General features: G+C 73.2%; 16 protein-coding genes. 5 read left to right on the plus strand and 11 right to left on the minus strand.

From position 1 onward, the window contains the following. Positions 1-27 precede the first annotated feature (27 nt). The 3 genes from ACFFF6_RS02035 (at position 28) to ACFFF6_RS02045 (ending at position 3,743) form a co-directional block, all read left to right on the plus strand. Positions 28-810: a LamB/YcsF family protein gene (locus ACFFF6_RS02035; protein ID WP_376977746.1), complete on the plus strand. Its 783-nt coding sequence runs from the start codon at positions 28-30 to the stop codon at positions 808-810. Further along, positions 807-2,714 (plus strand): 5-oxoprolinase subunit B/C family protein, encoded by a 1,908-nt coding sequence (locus ACFFF6_RS02040; RefSeq protein ID WP_376977747.1) that lies wholly within the window; start codon positions 807-809, stop codon positions 2,712-2,714. The genes ACFFF6_RS02035 and ACFFF6_RS02040 overlap by 4 nt, the downstream gene beginning before the upstream one ends. Before the next feature lie 237 nt (positions 2,715-2,951). Continuing rightward, entirely contained in the window at positions 2,952-3,743 is a 792-nt protein-coding gene (locus ACFFF6_RS02045; RefSeq protein WP_376977748.1) for a DUF3472 domain-containing protein, read from the plus strand. 18 nt (positions 3,744-3,761) lie between these two features. Here the strand turns inward: ACFFF6_RS02045 and ACFFF6_RS02050 are convergent, their stop codons facing one another. The 5 genes from ACFFF6_RS02050 to ACFFF6_RS02070 all read right to left on the minus strand — a co-directional run bounded on the left by ACFFF6_RS02050 (position 3,762) and on the right by ACFFF6_RS02070 (position 8,473). Then, positions 3,762-4,253 carry an NUDIX domain-containing protein gene (locus ACFFF6_RS02050; RefSeq protein ID WP_376977750.1) on the minus strand — a complete coding sequence of 164 codons (492 nt, stop codon included), beginning with the start codon at positions 4,251-4,253 and terminating at the stop codon, positions 3,762-3,764. Positions 4,254-4,257: 4 nt separating this feature from the next. Beyond that, a complete protein-coding gene (locus tag ACFFF6_RS02055) occupies positions 4,258-4,944 on the minus strand; it encodes a hypothetical protein (RefSeq protein WP_376977752.1) in 687 nt (228 codons plus the stop codon). A 216-nt stretch (positions 4,945-5,160) separates the two neighbouring features. Next, positions 5,161-5,946, minus strand: a complete 786-nt coding sequence (locus tag ACFFF6_RS02060; RefSeq protein ID WP_376977754.1) for a glucose 1-dehydrogenase — start codon at positions 5,944-5,946, stop codon at positions 5,161-5,163. Then, positions 5,943-7,325, minus strand: coding sequence for an MFS transporter (locus ACFFF6_RS02065; protein WP_376977756.1), 1,383 nt, complete (start codon positions 7,323-7,325; stop codon positions 5,943-5,945). Before ACFFF6_RS02065 ends, ACFFF6_RS02060 begins: the two co-directional genes overlap by 4 nt. A gap of 53 nt (positions 7,326-7,378) precedes the next feature. Then, positions 7,379-8,473: a zinc-binding dehydrogenase gene (locus ACFFF6_RS02070; protein ID WP_376977758.1), complete on the minus strand. Its 1,095-nt coding sequence runs from the start codon at positions 8,471-8,473 to the stop codon at positions 7,379-7,381. Between the two features lie 511 nt (positions 8,474-8,984). Between ACFFF6_RS02070 and ACFFF6_RS02075 the strand changes: the two genes are divergently transcribed. Further along, positions 8,985-9,950, plus strand: a complete 966-nt coding sequence (locus tag ACFFF6_RS02075) for a putative endonuclease domain-containing protein (protein WP_376977759.1) — start codon at positions 8,985-8,987, stop codon at positions 9,948-9,950. A gap of 511 nt (positions 9,951-10,461) precedes the next feature. Here the strand turns inward: ACFFF6_RS02075 and ACFFF6_RS02080 are convergent. Continuing rightward, on the minus strand, positions 10,462-11,391 hold the full coding sequence (locus ACFFF6_RS02080) for a sugar-binding transcriptional regulator (protein ID WP_376977761.1): 930 nt from the start codon (positions 11,389-11,391) through the stop codon (positions 10,462-10,464). A 208-nt stretch (positions 11,392-11,599) separates the two neighbouring features. Between ACFFF6_RS02080 and ACFFF6_RS02085 the strand changes: the two genes are divergently transcribed. Beyond that, positions 11,600-13,093, plus strand: a complete 1,494-nt coding sequence (locus ACFFF6_RS02085; protein ID WP_376977763.1) for an FGGY-family carbohydrate kinase — start codon at positions 11,600-11,602, stop codon at positions 13,091-13,093. Positions 13,094-13,117: 24 nt separating this feature from the next. On the opposite strand, the gene ACFFF6_RS02090 is transcribed toward ACFFF6_RS02085, so the two are convergent. The 5 genes from ACFFF6_RS02090 to ACFFF6_RS02110 are packed head-to-tail and all read right to left on the minus strand — an operon-like array spanning position 13,118 to position 17,744. Continuing rightward, positions 13,118-14,395, minus strand: a complete 1,278-nt coding sequence (locus ACFFF6_RS02090; RefSeq protein ID WP_376977765.1) for a TRAP transporter large permease — start codon at positions 14,393-14,395, stop codon at positions 13,118-13,120. Then, positions 14,388-14,990 (minus strand): TRAP transporter small permease, encoded by a 603-nt coding sequence (locus ACFFF6_RS02095; protein ID WP_376977767.1) that lies wholly within the window; start codon positions 14,988-14,990, stop codon positions 14,388-14,390. Before ACFFF6_RS02095 ends, ACFFF6_RS02090 begins: the two co-directional genes overlap by 8 nt. Further along, entirely contained in the window at positions 14,987-16,051 is a 1,065-nt protein-coding gene (locus tag ACFFF6_RS02100) for a TRAP transporter substrate-binding protein (RefSeq protein WP_376977769.1), read from the minus strand. Before ACFFF6_RS02100 ends, ACFFF6_RS02095 begins: the two co-directional genes overlap by 4 nt. Before the next feature lie 56 nt (positions 16,052-16,107). Further along, positions 16,108-16,956 carry a sugar phosphate isomerase/epimerase family protein gene (locus tag ACFFF6_RS02105; protein WP_376977771.1) on the minus strand — a complete coding sequence of 283 codons (849 nt, stop codon included), beginning with the start codon at positions 16,954-16,956 and terminating at the stop codon, positions 16,108-16,110. Further along, positions 16,953-17,744, minus strand: a complete 792-nt coding sequence (locus ACFFF6_RS02110; protein ID WP_376977773.1) for an SDR family NAD(P)-dependent oxidoreductase — start codon at positions 17,742-17,744, stop codon at positions 16,953-16,955. The genes ACFFF6_RS02105 and ACFFF6_RS02110 overlap by 4 nt, the downstream gene beginning before the upstream one ends. Between the last annotated feature and the right edge of the window lie 333 nt (positions 17,745-18,077).

The following is an 18,077-nucleotide window of genomic DNA, read 5'->3' on the forward strand; positions in this document are numbered from 1 at the left end:
CGCTCGCCGATGAGGCAGGATCGGGGGGTGGACACGGACAACGGCACGGACTTCCGGATCGACCTGAACGCGGACCTGGGCGAGGGCTTCGGCGCGTGGAGCATGGGCGAGGACGCCGCCATGCTCGCGCTCGTCACCACGGCGAACATCGCCTGCGGCGGGCATGCCGGGGATCCCCGGACCATGCGTCGCTGCGCCGGCCTCGCGGCCGCGGCGGGGGTCGCGATCACCGCCCATGTCTCCTACCCGGATCTGCAGGGCTTCGGACGCCGCTTCCTGGACATGGAGGCCGATGACCTGCGGGATCTGGTGATCGCGCAGACGGGCGCGCTGCAGGCGGTGGCCCGTGCCGAAGGAGCCGCCGTGCGCGGGGTGAAGCCCCACGGGGCCCTGTACAACGCCCTCGCCCGCCATCCGGGACAGGCCGCGGCGGTGGTCGCGGCCATGGCGGACCTGGGCGGCGACCTCGCGCTGGTCGCGGCCCCCGGCTCGGAGGCGGCACGACGGGCGGAGAAGGCCGGGATCCCGGTGGTCCTCGAGGCCTTCGCGGACCGGGCCTACCGACCGGACGGGACGCTCGTGCCGCGCACCGCCCCGGGCGCCGTGCGCACCGATCAGGCGGAGGTCCTCGCCCAGGTCCTGCGGATCGCGCGCACGGGAGCTGTCCTCGCCGAGGACGGCACGACCGTGCGGCTCGACGCCGCGAGCATCTGCCTGCACGGCGACACGCCCGGCGCCGTCGACCTCGCCCGGGCGGTCCGCCGATCCCTCGAGGAGGCGGGGATCCGCCTCGCCCCGGCGCTGCCATGAGCGGGACGGACGGGAAGCGGGACGCGACCCGGGGCCCGCGGCATCGCACGGCACCGCTCGAGCCGGACCGGCCCGGCTCCGGCGCGCCCCTCGCCGTCCGTGCGGCCGGGACCCGGGCCGTCCTCGCCGATCTGCCGGACACCGCCGCGGTGCTCGCGGCCGCGAGGGCGCTGCGGGCCGACCCGCCGCCCGGGCTGGTGGACCTCGTGCCCGCGGAGCGGACCCTGCTGCTCGCGGCCGCGGATCCCCTGGATGTGCCGGGGCTGCGCCGTGCCCTGCGACAGCTGCGACCGGAGCTCGCCGACGAGGCCGAGGCTCCGGGCGCCCTGGTGGAGATCGATGTGGTCTACGACGGGGAGGATCTGGAGCCGCTCGCGCAGCAGCAGGGCATGAGCGCGCAGGCGCTGGTCGATGCGCACCGCGGCACCGAGTGGATCGCGGCCTTCGGCGGCTTCGCCCCCGGGTTCGCGTACCTGCTGCCCGCCGGACCGGCCACGACCGGGCGGACGGGCAGGGGCCTGCGGCGCAGCGGGACGGGAGAGGCCCGCCGCAGCCCGGCGGAGCTGATCGGCGAGGTGCCTCGGCACCGGGAGCCCCGGTCGGCGGTGCCGGCCGGATCGGTGGCGCTCGCCTCCCGCTACAGCGGCATCTATCCGCGCTCCTCGCCCGGAGGCTGGCAGCTCATCGGCCGGACCGGGGCGCGGCTGTGGGTCCCGGAGCGCGAGGACTCGCCCGCGCTGCTCGCACCCGGGACGCGGGTCCGCTTCCGAGCCGTCCGCGCCCGGGCCCGCACCGGGTCGTCGGAGGCCCCGCCCGCCGACGCCCCGGGCAGGCTGGCGGGCGCGGATCTCGTGGTCGGCGAGGACGGTGCGGATCGCGGGGATCACCCCGCGTCCGGGGCGCCCTCGGGGGCCGGGGCGGACGGGGCGCATCGGCCCGGGGCCGCGAGCTCCGGACTGCAGGTGCTGCGGCCAGGGCCGCTGCTGCTGGTGCAGGACGCCGGCCGGCCCGGCTTCGCGGACCTCGGGGTGAGCGGATCCGGCGCCGCCGACCGGGCCGCGCTCGTGCAGGCGAATCTGGCCGTGGGCAATCCGCCCCACGCCGCGGCGCTCGAACAGCTGCTGGGCTCCGCCCGCCTGCGCGCGCTCGGTCCCCTCGTGGTCGCGGCCTCGGGAGCGGCCGCGCCGCTGGACGTGCATCGCGCGGGAGCCGAGCAGCCGCTGCCCCTCCCCGCCGGGACCGCATGCGCGCTCGACGTCGGCGACGAGCTGGAGATCGGCCTGGTCCGGGAGGGGCTGCGCCTGGTGATCGCGGTGCGCGGCGGGATCGTGCCCGCGGACGCTCCGCTGCTGGGTTCGGTCGCGCGGGACACGCTCGCGGGGCTCGGACCCGAGCCGCTCGCGGCAGGCGCGGTGCTGGGCATCGGCCCGTCCCGGGGCCTCGCCGCTCCACCGCTGCCGCACCCCCCGCCGGAGGGCGGACCCGAGGAGGACCGCGGTCCCCGGGAGACGACGGGCCCCGAGCCCGCACCGGCCTCCGCTCTGCTGCTGCCGGTCGTGCCCGGTCCGCGCGACGAGCTGCTCGGCCCCCGCGCTCTCGCGGCGCTGCTCGAGCAGGAGTGGCAGGTCCGCAGCGACTCCGACCGGATCGGGGTGCGGCTGGACGGAGAGGCGCTGCCGGTGCCGGCCGATGCAGCGACGCTGCCGAGCGAGGCGATCGTCGCCGGTGCCGTGCAGGTGCCGCCCTCCGGGCTGCCGGTCGTCTTCGGCCGGGATCATCCCGCGACCGGCGGCTACCCGGTGATCGCGGTGGTGACGGAGGCGGGCCTGGACCTGCTCGCGCAGGCACCGCCCGGACGCCGCGTACGGTTCCGGACGGCGCCTGCGATGCCGGCGGGGAGCTGAGCCGCGCGGGGACGGGCGACGCATGCCCTCGACGAGCCGGGTGCCGCCGACGTGCCCCGGGCGACGTGCGGGAGACCGCGGGAGACGAGGTGCGGGATACGCATCACCCTCGGCTGTGATTCGTTTTACACTCCTCTCAGGCCGCGGATCCGACCAGCGGCCGATGCGCTCGGAGCACCGCCGCTGCCGATCGGCGACGGATGCCCCCGCGCCCCGTCCCCACCCCCAGGAGAGACCATGGCCACCACCACCGCCCGGCGACGCCTCCGCACGATCACGACCGCGCTCGGAGCCGCGCTGCTCGCCCCCGCCCTGATCACGGGCCCCGCCCAGGCCGCCGGCACCCAGGAGGAGCAGCCCTTCGGCGGCAACGTCAGCTACGCCTGGGAGATCCCCGGCGCCCCCGCATCCGGGATGACCAGCCTGACCATGCCGATGACCATCCACGAGGACTCGGCGCGCATCGACGGCACCTACGTCGCCGCCCAGTACAACTTCACCGGGCAGGAGCACGTGGGCTACATGGGGCTGCAGCCCCGCGAGGACACGCCGGACGGCACGCCCCGCCTGCACGGCGTGTTCTCGAGCTTCATCCCCGGCACCACCTCGACGGACCCGAACTGCAGCGACGGGGCCGACGGCGGGGCCGGCGTCAGCTGCGCCAACGACTTCGACGCCGTGCCCGGCCGGACGTACGAGGTCGAGGTCCGCCGGAGCGGCAAGGACACCTGGACCGGCACCGTGGTCGACCCGGTGCAGGGGAAGCGGTTCCACATCGGCACCTACACCCTGCCGGCCGGCAGCGGGAAGCTCGTGAACAAGCAGGTCGGGTTCGTCGAGAACTACTGGAACCACTCCCGCACCTGTGAGGGGATCCAGCGGATCGACACGACCGTCGGCCGCCCCCGCACCGGCGGCCTCCAGGGGCGCGCCGACTCCCCCCGCGAGTACGGCGAGTGCGTGGATCAGGCCGGGTACTCCGCCGCCGTCGTCGACGGCACGGTGCACATCACGCGCGGCTGGCTCTGACCCGGGCCCGGCCCGCCCTCAGCTCCCGCCGAAGCCGAACAGGTCCGCGCTCTCCTGCCCACGCAGCACCCGCAGGGCGGCGAGGGCGCGGCGCCTGCCCCAGGCGCTGAGCAGGCCCAGCTCCGCCTCGGGGACGAACCGCCACGCCTCAAGCTCCGATTCCTGCAGGACGATGCGCGCCTCGAGGTCGGCCGCGTCATGGACGCCGCCGTCGAAGACGAAGTGCACGCCCATCGGGCGACCGGACTCGGGCCGGGCCGGCAGCCAGTCCACGGTCAGCAGGCGACCGACCTCGAGGACGAGGCCCAGCTCCTCGCGCACCTCGCGGCGCGCGGTCTCCCGGACGTCCTCATCGGGATCGACGTGCCCTCCGGGAAGCAGCCAGTGGTCGCGGTAGGTCGGCTTCTCCACGAGCACCCGATCCTCCTGATCCCGCAGGATCACCGCCCCGGAGGCGTAGACCTTGGGCAGCGAGGCGAAGAAGACGGGATCGGGGAGCAGCTCGGCCATGCCGTCATGCTCGCACAGGTCCGCGCGCATGCGGGAGGCTCCGCCCGCCCAGGCCCACGAGCTCGTCGACGGAGCGCTCAGGCAGCGCGGACTCGCGCAGCGCGGCGGCATCGGCCCGCCCTGCGGCCAGCATGGCCTCCCCGAGGAGATCGATCAGCGCCTCCGGCCGCCCCGCGTACGCGAAGGCCCAGATCTTGCCGCCGCGCCCCGTGTCCGGCGGGGTGTCGAACAGGCTCGCGACGGAGAACGACCGCGTGCGGGCCGCGGCCGCCACCGGACCGTCCAGCAGCACGCCGCGGCGGGAGCCGCGCGGGCTGAACAGGGTCGAGCCGTAGCTGCGCCCCGTCGCCCGGGCGCAGCGCCCCACGTCCCGCACGCAGGCCACGCCGCGAGGATCGATCTCCGAGTAGCGGAGCCGATAGGGCGAGCAGCCCGGCAGGAGGCGGCCGATGAGCAGACCCCGCTCGCACACCACCAGGCGCACATCCCCGAGGACCTCCACGAGCAGCAGCACCAGCAGCCCCGCCCCCACGGCCGGCAGGAGCAGACCGGACAGCAGGTGGATCCCCAGACCGATCGCCGCCGCGATCCCGAGCTCCAGCACGAACGAGGGCAGGGGCCGCGCCATCCGATACACGCGGAGGACGCGCCCCAGGTCGTGGGCGCGTGCATGTCGAGCTGCGCTGCTCACCGTCACCTCCGTCGTGGAGCGGAGGACCGGGCGGGCGCCCGGACCGGGGGCAATGGTAGAGACTCCTGCCCGGTCGCGCCATGGGGACCTCTCCCCATGGCGCGACCGGGCAGGAGATGCCTCGCCGCCGAACGCGTCCGACCGTGCGGCGCCGGCTGCCCGATCGCCCGCGCACCGGCCCGGCCCCAGAGAGGCCTCGCGGCGGGGCGCGACCGATCAGGCGGCGGTGTACCCGCCGTCGATCGAGAGGATCGAGCCGGTCACATAGCTGCTCGCATCGGAGGCCAGGTAGACCGCCGCACCCGCGAGCTCCTCCGGGTTCCCGGGCCGATGCATCGGCGTCATGAGCATCCACTGGTCGATCTGGGCCCCGCCCTCCTCGAAGAAGCCGCGGGTCAGCTCCGTCTGCATGTAGCCGGGCGCGATCGCGTTCACGCGCACCCCGCGATCGGCCCACTCGAGAGCGGCGCTGCGGGTGAGGTTGTGCACCGCGGCCTTCGAGGCGTTGTAGGACGCCTGCGCCTGCGGCACGTTCGCGATGATGCCGCTCATCGAGCCGGTGTTCACGATGCTGCCCGAGCCGCGCTCGAGCATGTGGCGCCCCACCGCCTGCAGCACGTGGAAGACGCCGTCCAGATTCAGGCCCATGACTTTCCGCCAGGCCTGGGGCGTGACGTCCTCGAGGTTCTCGTGGATCACCATGCCGGCGTTGTTCACCAGGATGTGGATCCCGCCGAACTCGGCGACGACGCCGTCCACCAGCTCCTGCACCGCGGCGGGATCGGTGACATCGCCGCGGCGATAGGCGGTGCGACGGCCCGTCGCCTCGGCGAGCTCCTGGGCGGCGCGCGCGCCCGCCTCGTCGTCGATGTCGACGAGGACGACGTCCGCGCCGTGGTCGGCGAGGCCGCGGGCCATCGCCAGGCCCAGGCCGCGTGCGCCGCCCGTGACCAGCGCGGTGCGGCCGGTCAGATCGAACAGGGGGGAGATCGGGGTGCTCATCGGTGCGTCCTCTCAGGGATCCGGGAATCGGCAGGATCAGCCGGGTCTGCCGGGATGTCGCGCCCATGGACGCGGGGCTGATCGACCTTCAGGAAGAAGGTCATGACGAAGGCGCAGCCGTACAGGGCCACGAAGGCCCAGACCACGCCCAGGTCCCCGCCCCAGGGTCGCACCAGGGCGACCACCGCGGAGCCGAGGAAGGTCGCGCCGCCCGCTGCGGTCGTGTACATCGCCATCGCGGCGCCCTTGTGCTCCGGGGCGAGCGCCGGCATGATCGCGCCGAGCGGCACGAATCCGGCCAGCAGGATGCCGAAGACGGTGCCCGCGGCGACCGCGACGACGAAGCCCCAGTCGGAGCCCGCGGGGACCCAGTGCGGGACGTACCACCAGGCCAGCAGGCCCAGCGCGGAGCCGACGATCCCGAACCAGCGGACCGTCGTGACCCAGCCGATGCGGTCGCCGAGCGCACCGAATGCCGCGTTGAACAGGATGTTGCCGGCGAAGATCACGGAGGTCATGAGCAGCCAGCGGGACTGCCCCCAGCCCAGGGTCTGGGCAATCACCGTCGGCAGGATGATGAACATGCCGAACTGCGGGGCCGTGTTGATCAGCCGGGTCAGGAAGCCCAGCAGCACGCGACGGTTGCGGGCGGCGAGGGTGATGCCGGACAGGATGACGGCCCCCGAGCTCTCCCCCGCCGGCGCGAGGCGGCGCCCGCCATGCTCCTCGTGCACGCCCAGGCGCGCGATGAGGAAGCCGGCGACCACGATCGCCGTCGAGGCGACCATCGTCCAGCGCTCGCCCATGAGGCCGCCGCCCATCGCCGGGATCAGCACGATCGCGACGAGGGATCCGATGGTGGGCATGCCGCCGGTGAACATGACGTAGAACCAGCCGACGGCGGCGCCGCCCCGCTCCTTGTGCGCGACCGCGTTGATCCACACCAGGAAGGCGAAGGCGAACAGCGGGAACCCGAAGCCGCGCAGCGCATACGTCAGGAGCATCAGCGGCATCACGCCCGTCGCGAGGGCCCCGATGAAAGCGGCCTGGAACACGACCCAGACGAGGACGCCGAGGGTCATCACCTTCTTCGGGCCCCACAGATCCGAGAGCGCCCCGGCGAGATAGGAGCCGATGAGCGCGCACAGGCTGTAGATGGTGATGATCGTGGCGGCCAGGTTGATCTTGTCGTCCCCGCCGCCGAGGACCTCGGCCATATGAGGGGAGACGAAGTTCGTCTCGACGCCGTTGCCGGTCATGAACACGAGGACGCCGAGGAAACCCCAGCGCAGGGCGTGGGGGATGCCGAGCCGGTCCAGGAAGCTCTCACCGGCGGCGGAGGTCCCGCTCGCAGGCGGCGGGGAGGGGGCAGTGCGCATGGATGCGCTCCTTCGGAGGGAGGAGGGGCGGGGACGGGGAGGACGTCGCCGGATCAGAGGCCGGGGACGATCGAGACCTTCACGCTCGCACCGGAGGAGTCGCCCACCTGGTCGAGGGCCTGCTGGACGTCGGCGAGGCCGTACTGGTGGGTGCAGATCTCGTCCATGGGCAGCACGCCGGACTCGATGATGCCGATCGCCGCGGGCCAGCAGTGCGGGCCCAGGTGGGCGCCGAGGACGTCGAGCTCCTTGTCGTCGGAGATGATCGACCAGTCCACGGTGACCGGGTCCTTGAACACCGAGTACTCCACGAAGCGGCCCAGCTTGCGCAGCAGGTTCAGGCCCTGGGAGACGGCGCTCGGATGCCCGGTGCACTCGATGTACACATCGGCCCCGTACCCGCCGGTGAGCGCCTTGATCTCCGCCTCGACGTCGACCGTGCCGGGGTTCAGGGTCAGGTCCGCTCCGCACTTCTTCGCGAGCGCGAGCTTGTCGTCGTCGAAGTCGAGGGCGATGACCTGCTTCGGCGTCTTGTGGCTCGCACCGATCACCGCGCCGAGGCCGATGGGGCCGCAGCCGGCGATGACGACGACGTCGTCGAAGGTGAGCTGGGCGCGCTCGACGGCGTGCAGGGAGCAGGACAGCGGCTCGGAGAAGGCGGCGTGGTGGGCGGGGATGTCCTTGCTGACCCGGTGGGCGCGGGCGAGGGCCGGGACGATCATGTACTCGGCCATGGCGCCGTTGTAGTGCTTGAAGCCGAACATGTCGTGGGGTCCGCACATCCAGTACCAGCCGCGGGTGCAGTACATGCATTCGCCGCAGGGCACGATCTGCTCGCAGGCGATGCGGTCGCCGAAGGCCAGGCCATGGCGGGCCAGGGCCTCGTCGCTGCCGGCGACGACCTCGCCCACCAGCTCGTGACCGGGGGTGATGCCCTCCTGGACCCACCGGGGACGGTTCTCGTCGCCCCAGAACTTGGCAGCGCCGTGGTAGCACTTCAGATCGCTCGCGCAGACGCCGACGGCCTCGACGCGGATCAGCAGCTCATCGGCGGCGGGGGTCGGGACCGGCAGCTGCTCGAGGCGGTAGTCCTCGGGGCCATGCATGACGACGGCCTGCATGGTGGTGGGGATCGAGCTCGCGCTCATCGCGGTCATCTCCTTCGATGGGATCCGTCAGGGGTCGGGGTCCCGACCCTAGGCCCCGAGAAGCACATTCGTCAAGCACAAATGTTCCATCCGCGATCGCGCCACCTGCGGCCCACCCGCGGCCCGCAGGCCCCCAGGTCCGCGCTCCCCGGCCTGGGACTTGCGGCCGTGCGGCGAAACTGCGGGAATCCCGGCCGCAATCCCCCACTTTCACCGCACCCACGAGCGCCCAGCCTCCTCGCCGGCACCAGGGCGCCTCCCCCGACCCTCGCACGATCGCCACGAGACCCGGTGCGGCGAAGCTGCGGGAACCCCGGCCGCAATCGCGCACTTTCACCGCACCGACGAGCGCTGCAGTACCGGCACCTGCCTCGGCCTCCGGGTGTGACACCTCGCGGCCGGCACCCGATCCTCGAGCACAGGATCCGCGGGGCCGCCCCCTTGGAGCCCGCTGACCAGTGCATTGGGGACAACATCGACCACCGGGGCCGCGCACCTGGAGCATGGAGGCATGGCTCGTCGTCCCCCTCCGCTCCCGCCCGAGCTCCGCCGGGCGGTCCTCGCACGCTCCGAGCTGCTCGCCGCCGGGGTCTCCCTCTCCCGCCTGCGCTGCGCCGATCTGATGAGGATCCGGCGCGGCCTCTACGCGCGCCGCGGCGAGGAGGTCCACGAGGCCGATGTCGCGGCGGCGCTCCAGGCGGCGTTGCCCGGCCTCGTCGTCCTGGGCGTCTCCGCCGCTCGCCTGTTGGGGATCCCCCTCCCGGGGAAGCTGTCGCAGTGGTCGCTCGGGACGCCGGTGGAGATGGCGGTCGGCAGCCGCGGGAGCCGCGGCTCCTCCGACGGCGTCGTCCGCTTCCACGCCCTCGCGCTCCCGGCGGCCGACGTGCAGACCCTGCGCCTGCCGACCGCGGCCGCCGGCGAGCCGATCCGGCTGCGCACCACGGGCGCCGCGCGCATCTTCCGCGATCTCGCCGACGTGCTGGACCACGGGCAGCTGGTCGCCGCGGGCGACAGCCTGGTCCGCGTCCCCCGCCCGGGGTTCGAGAGACGGTCGACGCCGTGGACGACCATCGATGCGCTGGAGGCGCAGTGCACCGGCCCGCATGCGCGGAAGCTGCGCCGGGCCGTGGCCGATGTGCGCGTCGGCTCCGATTCCGTGAAGGAGACGGAGCTGCGCCTGGCGTTCTGTGCCGCCGGGCTCCCCGAACCGCTCATCAATCGACCGCTGGTAGGGCCGGACGGTCCGGTGGGCCACGACCCTGATTTCCTCTGGCCGCAGTTCCGACTCTGCGGCGAGTACGACGGCCGCACGCATTCGACGCCCGAGCAGATCGAGCGGGACGTGGCGCGGGCGGTCAAGGTCGAGCGCGCGCAGTTCACGGAGATCCGTTTCGCCGCGGCCGATGCGGCACACGGCTGTGCCCGCGCCGTGCGGCGCACACGGGACGCGCTGCGCGACCGTGGATGGAACGGGTGATGCACGTGGGATGAGACCTCCCCCGCATCGGGCCGGACCGCGAGCATCGGCCGGGGCCTGCGCCTCGGAACCCGGCCCCGGGCATCGGGCCGGACCGCGCGCACCCTGGCCACACGCACACCCCGGACGCCCCGGCGCGCCCCCGCGTTCCATCGTGCGGCGAAGATGCGGGAATCCGTCCGGGAAAGCCGCACTTTCACCGCACCGCCGACCCCTGCACGACCTCCCATCCGCCCGATGCGGCGGAACTGCGGGTATCCACCGCGGATAACCGCACTTTCCCCACACCGGCGAACCGCGACGAGTCAGGGGACCCGTGGCATGGGCCGGGATGAGGAGGGGGGGGAAGGGAAGTAGACGGGAAGGGACGTGGGCAGGGGTGGACGTAGGGGGATGGGACGGCCGGGTTGAGGAGGGGAAGGGACGCGGACGGGAGGGGGGCTGACGGGAAGGGACGTGGGCGGCGACGGCCGGGGACGAGGATCCGGGCGGGCTCGGCGCGGCCCGGGCGTCATCCGAGCACGGCCTCCGCGGTGGCGACGTCGGTGAGGAGGGACGTGAACAGGCCCGCACGGGCGCCCGCGCGGATCGAGGGGGCCTTCTCGCGACCCACGGCGAGGGCGATGCTGTGCGGGATCGCCCGCAGCTGCGCGAGCGAGGGGCGCACGAGGCGCTCCGCCCCCGGGAACGTGAGCGGCGCGCCGTGGTCGTCGAAGAAGTGCAGGCAGATGTCCCCCGCCGCGGCCTCGAGCGAGGACGCGTCCCGCGGGACGACGCTGGTCAGCGAATCGCGGATGCGATAGGGAGCGCCGACGCCGACGATCACCGCGCGCGCCCGCTCCCACAGGTCGGTGATCTCGAGGAAGCTGGGATCCGCCTGCAGGGACTCCCACAGGCTGGGGCTCGGCAGCGCCGGAGCGAAGATCGATCGGGCCTCCGCGCCCGTGCGGGACGCGAGACGGCGGGCGATGTCATTGGTCTGGAAGGCAGGGACCGGCTCCTGCAGCCCGCCCACGGTGGGAGCGATGATCACCCCGGGCAGGGGCGGGAGCAGCCGCATCCCGCTGACCGCGTGGACCGTATGGCCCGAGGACACCAGCAGCACGTCCCCGCGGTGCAGGCCGAGCTCGCGCAGCTCGAGCGCGAGCAGCTCCCCGATGCCCCGCAGCTCGCGCTGTGCCTGGTCACCCGGAGCGACCCGCACATCGGCGACGCCCAGCTCCTCCCGCAGGCGCTCCGCGAGCTCCGGGAGGTTCGGCGAGGGAACGTCGAGGACCTCGAAGCGCACCATGCCGATGCGCCGTGCCTCCGTGAGCAGCTTGCTGACCGTGGGGCGGGAGACGCCCAGGCGCTCCGCGATCTCCGCCTGGCGCAGCTCGTCGAGATAGTAGGCGGAGGCGGCGCGGTGGAGCAGCTGCAGGTCCATCGACGACTCGAGCATCCGTGCCTCCTCCCGGCTCAGGGCGATGCGCCCCGATCCTAGTGCGCGCGACGCCTCCCGCGCCTCCCCGACCCCCGGGCGGGCGGGTGTCCGTGCTGCCGGAGGGGTCGGTGCCGGCCCTGGAGGTCCGGTCCTCAGCATGCGGGACTCACCCTCGTGGCAGGATGGATCGGTCCGGCCGCCCCCGGCCTGCTCAGGAGGTGCATCGATGATCCCCGAGCCCGTGCTCCTCGGCCTCGACGTCGGCACCTCGAGCACCAAGGGCGTGCTCGTGAGGCCCGATGGGACCGTCCTCGCCGCCGCCGTGCGCGACCATTCGGTCTCGCGCCCCGCGCCCGGTCTCGCCGAGATGGATCCGCGGATCTGGTGGGAGGAGCTCCGCACGATCTCCCGGGAGCTGACCGGGCGGTGCGAGGTCCGCATCGAGGGGGTCGGGGTCTCCGGCATGGGACCGTGTGTCGCCCTCGTCGACGAGGACGACGAGCCGGTGCGGCCCGCGATCCTCTACGGCGTGGACTCCCGCGCCCAGGAGGAGATCGACCTGCTCGAGCAGGAGCTGGGCGCCGAGCGGATCCTGCACCGCAGCGGCTGCATGCTCACCGCCCAGGCGGCCGGACCGAAGGTCCTGTGGATCGCCCGGCACGAACCGGAGGCCTATGCCCGGGCCCGGCGCCTGCTCATGCCCGCCTCGTACCTCGTGCGGCGCCTGACCGGCGCGTACGTGCTCGACCATGCGAGCGCGGCGCAGACGGCCCCGCTGTACGACCTGCGGGCGCGCACCTGGCATCGGCCCTCCGCGGAACGCGCGGCCCCGGGGCTCGCGCTGCCGCGTCTGCTGTGGGCAGGGGAGGTCGCAGGGCGCATCGGCCCGGAGATCGCCGCGGAGCTGCCGGGGCTGCGCGCCGGAACCCCCGTGATCGCCGGGACGATCGATGCCTGGGCGGAGGCCAGCAGCATCGGGGTGGACGCTCCGGGCGACCTCATGCTCATGTACGGGACCACGACGTTCCTGCTGGGGATGACCTCGGGGCCGATCACGAGCCGGACCCTGTTCGCCGCTCCCGGTCTGAGCCCTGGGGCATGGACGCTGTCCGGCGGCATGGCGGCCTCCGGGGCGATCACGACCTGGCTGCGCGATCTGCTGGGCACCGCCGATGTGGCGCCCCTGGTCGCCGAGGCGGCGGCGAGCCCGCCCGGGGCCCGCGGTCTGCTCATGCTCCCGTACTTCTCCGGCGAGCGCTCCCCCATCGCCGATCCCTCGGCGCGCGGGGTCCTCGCGGGCCTGACCCTGTCGCACACGCGCGGGGACATGTACCGGGCCGTGCTCGAGGCCGCTGCCTTCGGGGCTCGCCACCATCTCGAGGAGCTCGCCGCGGCCGGCTGCCGCGTCGAGCGCGTCCGCGCCGTCGGCGGCGGGACCCGCACCGGGCTGTGGCCGCAGATCGTCTCCGATGCCACGGGACTCGTCCAGCAGCTGTCGCGCCACGGGACCGGCGCCGCCTACGGCGATGCGATGCTCGCCGCCCGCACCGTGCTGGGCGTGGACACGACGGGCTGGAACCCGGTGGAGGGCGAGGTCCGCCCGGACCCGGCGGCGCGCGACCGGTACGACGAGATGTACGGCCTGTTCCGAGAGCTGTACACGGCGACCGCCCCCATCGCCCACGCTCTCGCGCGGATCCAGGGGGCGGTTCCGGGGTGATCGCTCCGGCCGGAGCGCGGCCGATCAGGCGGTGGTGATGAACAGCAGCTGCGGGAAGAACGCCACGATCACCACGACCAGCATGCCGGCCCCGTAGAAGGGAAGCAGCGCCTTGGCCGTCTGCATCACCGGCACCCTGCCGATCGCGGCGGAGATGTACAGCGTCGTGCCGACCGGCGGCGTGTACAGGCCCATCGCCAGAGTGACGACCATGACCAGGCCCAAGTGGATCAGGCCCATGTCGATCGCAGAGGCGAGCGGCATCAGCACCGGGGTGAGCAGCAGGATCGCCGGGGCCATGTCGAGGAACATGCCGGTGACCAGGAGGATCACCACCATCGCGAGGACGACCATCCATTCCTGGCCGAAGGCGCCCGTGATCGTGCGGGCCAGGGCCTGGGGCGCCTCCTGGATCGTCAGCAGCCACGCGAGCGCCGAGGAGAACATGATCAGCAGCAGCACCACGGCGCTCGCGGCCGCGGACTCGACGAAGGCCCGCTTCATCTGCGCGAAGCTCAGGTCCCGGTACAGCAGCACCCGCACGGCGAGCGCGTACACCACCGCGAGGACGGACACCTCGGTCACCGTCGCGACGCCGGTGAACAGCACCACCCGGATCAGGATGATGGGGATGATGATCGCGGGGGTCGCGAACAGCAGGTCCACCAGCAGACGCTTCAGGGTGAAGGACGCCTTGACCCGGGGGAACCCGCCCTTGACGGCGACCGCCCAGCACAGCACGAGCAGGATGACCGCGGTGAAGATGCCCGGGCCGATGCCCGCGTTGAAGACCGCGGCGACCGAGGCCCCGGAGGCGGCCGCGTACAGGATCATCGGGATCGAGGGCGGGATGATGACGCCGAGGGTGGAGGCGGAGGCGTTCACGGCGGTCGCGTAGCCGCCCGAGTAGCCCAGGCGCCTGGTCCAGGGGATGACGACCTTGCCGATGCCGGTCGCATCGGCCACGGCCGATCCGGAGATGCCGGAGAACACGGCGTTGGTGAGCACCGTCGTCATGCCGACGCCTCCGCGGAAGCGGCCCACGACGCGGGTCGCCAGGCCGATCACCTGCGCGCCCAGCTTGCCGCTGAACAGCAGGTCGGCGGTGAGGATGAAGAAGGGAATGGCGAGCATCGAGTAGTCGCCGACGGGGCTGAAGGACTGCTGCGCGAGCGCCTCCATCGGCAGGGAGCCCACGGCGAACAGTCCCACGACCGCGCCCGCGATGATCGCGAAGGCGACGGGGATGCCCAGCAGGAGCAGGACGATGAAGACGGCGATGGCCAGGAGCGCCTCAAGCATCGGGGGCCTCATTCTTCTCGGGTGCGCCGTGGCGGAGGTAGTGGAGGGTGCGGGCGGCGGCCTGGAGCGTCATGACCGCGACCATGAGGATGAACGCGCCGAAGCTGCCCAGCTGCGGCCAGCCCATGATGGGCGTGGACTGCGCGGCCATCGGCGGGATCAGGTAGACGGCGAGGTAGGTGAGATAGCCCAGCAGCATCGCGCTGAACGCCCAGATCGCGATCTGGGCGCGGTCGTGGGCGCGGCCGCCCAGACGGCCCACGAGGACGTCCACGGCGATGTGTCCGCGAGTGGCCTGGGCCACGATGGCCCCGCCGGCGATCAGCCAGGGGAAGAGGTAGGTGGGGCCCTCGGAGGCGACGGGGAGCGAGGAGTTGAAGAAGTAGCGCAGCACGACCGCGACGGTCACGAGCACGACGATCACGGCGGTCGTGAGGATCGCGAGCGCGGCGCCCGCCTTCTCCGCGACGAGGTTGACGATCTCCTCGGGGCGGTCGAGGGTCTCGCCTCCCTCGGAGGTGTCGAGGGCGGCGAGGTCCTCCTCGGTGATGACGGGAGCGGACGCCGGTTCGGCGGTGCTCGGACGGCGGCTCATGCGCTCTCCTCCTCGTGATCGGCGCGGACGTCGTCCGCGGCGGCGGTGATCTGGTCGAAGAAGTCGGGGAACTCCGCCTGCCACCGCTCGTACACGGGATGGGTGGCCTCGCGGAACACGGTCCGATCGGGGTGGCTGACCTCGAGGGTCGCCTCGAACTCGGCGTAGATCTCGGTGGTCTGCTCGGTCATGAGGCGGCGCTGCTCGTCGACGGCCTCCGCGGCCGCCTCGGAGATCACCTGCTGCACGTCCGCGTCGAGGTTCTGCCAGCGCGTGGTGGACATGACGAAGGGGTTCATCTCGTACTTGTGCCCGGTCACGGCGAGGTGCTTCTGGACCTCTTGCAGGGAGGAGCTCTTGATGTTGACGACCGGGTTCTCCTGCCCGTCGACGGCGCCCTGGCGCAGCGCCAGGTACAGCTCGCCGAAGGCCATCGGGGTCGGGTTCGCGCCCAGCTGCCCGAAGATGTCGATCGTCATCGGGTCGTCGGGCGTGCGGATCTTCAGGCCTGCCACGTCGCCCGGAACCTCGATCGGGTGCTTGGAGTTGGTGATGTCGCGCATCCCGTTGTCCCAGAAGTTCAGGACGTGGAAGCCCTTCTCCTCCGCGTGGGCGGCGAGCTCGCCCTGGATGTCCCCATCGAGGACCGCGTAGGCGTGGGCGGAGCTCTCGAAGAGGAAGGGCAGGCCCACCAGGGCGGCCTCGGGCACGTAGGTGGAGAAGGGGCCCTGGGAGTTGATGCTCATGTCCAGGGTGCCGGCGGCCACCGACACCATCATCTCGGTGTCGTTGCCGACGGCCTCCTGGCCCAGGATCTGGATCTCGACATCGCCGCCCGACTTCTCGGCGACGAGCTTCTGGAAGGCGAGGGCGCCGTCGGAGCGCGGGTTGCCGGGGGCGGCGCCGTGCCCCAGGATGATGCGGACCGAATCGGTCCTGCGGGGGCCGTCGCCGCCGGCGCAGGCGGCGAGGGCGCCCGTGCCCAGGACCCCGCCGATCCCTGCCTGCAGCAGGGAGCGTCGGCGCAGGGTGCGGCGGCGCAGGGGCACGTCGTCGTGCATGGTCTCCTCCTTCGGAGAGCTGGGAAGAACAGGACAGAAGAGCAGGAAGGAATCGGTCAGCGCGGCAGGAGCGCGCGGATCAGGGCGAGGCTGCGGGCGAGGTCGGCCTCGCGGTCCTCCTCCTGCACGTCACGGGTCTCGAGCTCGAGGACGTAGCGCACTCCGGGCACGTGGCGCTCGAGCACCTGGATCACGGCGGGGAAGTCGACCTGTCCCGCGCCGATGGCGAGGTTCAGGTCCCCGGGGACGGCGTCGCGCAGGTGCACGCGCTCGATGCGCGAGGCCTGGCGGGCGGCCCATGCGGCGGGATCCTCCCCGGAGGCGACGACGTGGGAGACGTCCAGCAGCAGGCCGATCTCCTCGGGTCCGAGCTGCGCGAGCAGGGCGTCGGCCGCGGCGGTCGTGTGGATGTAGCGGCGGTGATGGAGCACCTCGACCAGGAGGCGGGTCCCGTGGTGGGAGCAGACCTCCGCGGCCAGCCGCAGGCGCCGCACGATGAGTGCGAGGTCCTCCTCGGGAGAGGAGAAGGGCTCCCAGTCGGCGCGCCCGGCGGGCACGATGAGGGCGCCGCCGCAGGCCGCGGCGAGGGCGGCGAGACCGTCGATCACGGCGGCGAAGGCGTCCTCGTCGAGGTCCGGGTCGTTGAGGTCGCCAGGATCGGCGTTGACGGCATCGGCCGCGAGCCCCGCCGCCGAGACCTGGGCCGCGACCGCGACGGGGTCCCCGGTGAAGGGCACGGGCACGTGGTCGGTGACGGCGGGGATCGCGCCCAGATCGATGCGGCTCGCCCCGGCCTCCGCGATGAGGCGGAGGGCCTCGGCGAGGCTACGGTGACGGAAGGTGATGGTGGAGACGCCCACGCGCTCCGCGGGGCTCAGGAGGTCGGCGCTGGGGGAGGCGGTCATGAGATGTAGGCGCCGCCGTTGATGGGCTGCGTGGTGCCGGTGATGTAGCCGGCGTCCTCGCTCGAGAGCCACAGCACGAGCGCCGCGATCTCCTCGGCGGAGGCCTGGCGGCCCATGGGGATCGAGGCGTTGATCGCGGCCTCGGCCTCCTCGGAGGTGCCGCCGGCGCGGATGTTGGTGTCCGCGGCGCCGGGGGAGATCGCGTTGACGGTGATGCCGTGGGGAGCGAGCTCGCGGGCGAGGGAGCGGGTCAGGCCCAGCACGCCGGCCTTCGCAGCCGAGTACGGGGTCTTGGAGAACACGCCGCCACCCTGCTGGGCGGACACGGAGGACATGTTGACCACGCGGCCGTAGCCGCCCTCGAGCATCTGCGGGACGAAGGCACGGGAGGTGTAGAAGGAGCCGGTGAGGTTCACGGCGATGATCCGGTCCCACAGCTCGTCGCTGACCTCGAGGAACGGCACCGGGGAGGGGATGCCGGCGATGTTCGCGAGCGCCCCGACGGCGGGCAGGTCCGAGGCGGCGACCGCGGCAGCCGCCGCATCGACATCCGCGGAGCTGGTGACGTCCACCCCGAAGGACAGGGTCGGCACGCCGTGCTGGGCGGCGATCTCCTCCGCGACCTCGCGGGCACCGGCCTCATCGCGATCCACGACCACGACGGCCCAGCCCTCGCGGGCGTAGCGGTGCGCGGTCGCGCGGCCGATGCTGCGCGGCGCCGCGCCGCCGGTGACGACGGCGGTGCGCTGTGCGGCGGGGGCGGTCTGGGTCCGGGGGTCTGCGCTCATCGCGAGGGTCCTCTCACATCGTCGTGGTGCGGCGCCGAGGCGGCGGCCGGGGCTGATCCCAGAAACCTAGGAGCAGCCTGGGAGGTCGACAATCGGTCGGACCACTGCTCGCCGAGCAGTGTCGGCATCGCCACAGGTCACAGCCTCGAACCCGCCTCACGATTGGTCCTGCCAATCTCATCCGGGGGGGGGTGGTCCGGCGCAGCTGCGGGCCCGATTCTGCGAGCGCGACGGGCCGGGTCAGGCAGTCGCGAGCGCCCCGTGCGAGCCTCTCCCTCCTGCTCCCCGCCCATCGCGCCTCTCCGATTGGTCGACCAATATCAGGTCCGCCTC

The sequence above is a fragment of the Brachybacterium hainanense genome (assembly GCF_042434575.1).
Classification (GTDB): domain Bacteria; phylum Actinomycetota; class Actinomycetes; order Actinomycetales; family Dermabacteraceae; genus Brachybacterium; species Brachybacterium hainanense.

Coding starts and splice junctions, on each gene's coding strand:
- ACFFF6_RS02040 (WP_376977747.1), top strand. CDS start 807: ATGAGCGGGACGGACGGGAAGCGGGACGCGACCCGGGGCCCGCGGCAT.
- ACFFF6_RS02045 (WP_376977748.1), top strand. CDS start 2,952: ATGGCCACCACCACCGCCCGGCGACGCCTCCGCACGATCACGACCGCG.
- ACFFF6_RS02050 (WP_376977750.1), bottom strand. CDS start 4,253: ATGGCCGAGCTGCTCCCCGATCCCGTCTTCTTCGCCTCGCTGCCCAAG.
- ACFFF6_RS02060 (WP_376977754.1), bottom strand. CDS start 5,946: ATGAGCACCCCGATCTCCCCCCTGTTCGATCTGACCGGCCGCACCGCG.
- ACFFF6_RS02065 (WP_376977756.1), bottom strand. CDS start 7,325: ATGCGCACTGCCCCCTCCCCGCCGCCTGCGAGCGGGACCTCCGCCGCC.
- ACFFF6_RS02070 (WP_376977758.1), bottom strand. CDS start 8,473: ATGAGCGCGAGCTCGATCCCCACCACCATGCAGGCCGTCGTCATGCAT.
- ACFFF6_RS02075 (WP_376977759.1), top strand. CDS start 8,985: ATGGCTCGTCGTCCCCCTCCGCTCCCGCCCGAGCTCCGCCGGGCGGTC.
- ACFFF6_RS02080 (WP_376977761.1), bottom strand. CDS start 11,391: ATGCTCGAGTCGTCGATGGACCTGCAGCTGCTCCACCGCGCCGCCTCC.
- ACFFF6_RS02085 (WP_376977763.1), top strand. CDS start 11,600: ATGATCCCCGAGCCCGTGCTCCTCGGCCTCGACGTCGGCACCTCGAGC.
- ACFFF6_RS02090 (WP_376977765.1), bottom strand. CDS start 14,395: ATGCTTGAGGCGCTCCTGGCCATCGCCGTCTTCATCGTCCTGCTCCTG.
- ACFFF6_RS02095 (WP_376977767.1), bottom strand. CDS start 14,990: ATGAGCCGCCGTCCGAGCACCGCCGAACCGGCGTCCGCTCCCGTCATC.
- ACFFF6_RS02100 (WP_376977769.1), bottom strand. CDS start 16,051: ATGCACGACGACGTGCCCCTGCGCCGCCGCACCCTGCGCCGACGCTCC.
- ACFFF6_RS02105 (WP_376977771.1), bottom strand. CDS start 16,956: ATGACCGCCTCCCCCAGCGCCGACCTCCTGAGCCCCGCGGAGCGCGTG.
- ACFFF6_RS02110 (WP_376977773.1), bottom strand. CDS start 17,744: ATGAGCGCAGACCCCCGGACCCAGACCGCCCCCGCCGCACAGCGCACC.